At 50.1% G+C, this 477-nt stretch carries 1 protein-coding gene; it reads left to right on the top strand.

Annotation, left to right across the window (positions count from 1 at the left end; translation table 11 throughout):
- A partial coding sequence (locus tag J4G14_15140) for a leucine-rich repeat domain-containing protein (protein ID MCE2459123.1) occupies nucleotides 1–477 on the top strand: 477 nt, incomplete at both ends.

The raw sequence follows: 477 nt of genomic DNA, 5'->3' as shown, positions 1-477 counted from the left end.
GAAATACTCTCTCTGAATAACAATGACCTAAGCAGCCTGCCAGAAGATAGCTTCGCTGGGATTTCTAATTTAAAGAAACTCTATATGCGTTACAATGATTTAAGCAGTTTACCGGAAGATGTCTTCGATGGGCTCTCTGCTCTACAAGAGCTCTCGCTGAGTGACAATGATTTAAGCAGTTTACCGGAAGATATCTTTGCTGGGCTCTCTGCTCTACAAGAGCTCTATCTGAATGACAATGAGCTAAGCAGCCTACCGGAAGATATCTTCGCTGGGCTCTCTGCTCTACAGACACTCAGGCTGAATGACAATAGTTTAATCTGTTTACCGAGGAGCCTACCGCTAAGTCTGCCGGTCGATGTTGAGCTGCCACGGTGTGGAAACCTCCTGGCGCTCACACCATCTTCACTGACGGTGGCCGAAGGTGGAAGCGGCAGCTACACGGTGGCGCTTGCCAGCCAGCCCACCGCCGCGGTG

It is taken from the genome of Dehalococcoidia bacterium, from assembly GCA_021295915.1.
Classification (GTDB): Bacteria; Chloroflexota; Dehalococcoidia; order Lucifugimonadales; family UBA1123; genus VXRN01.
The sequence above is the reverse complement of the archived record's forward strand: the minus strand, read 5'-3'. Positions and strand labels throughout refer to the sequence as shown.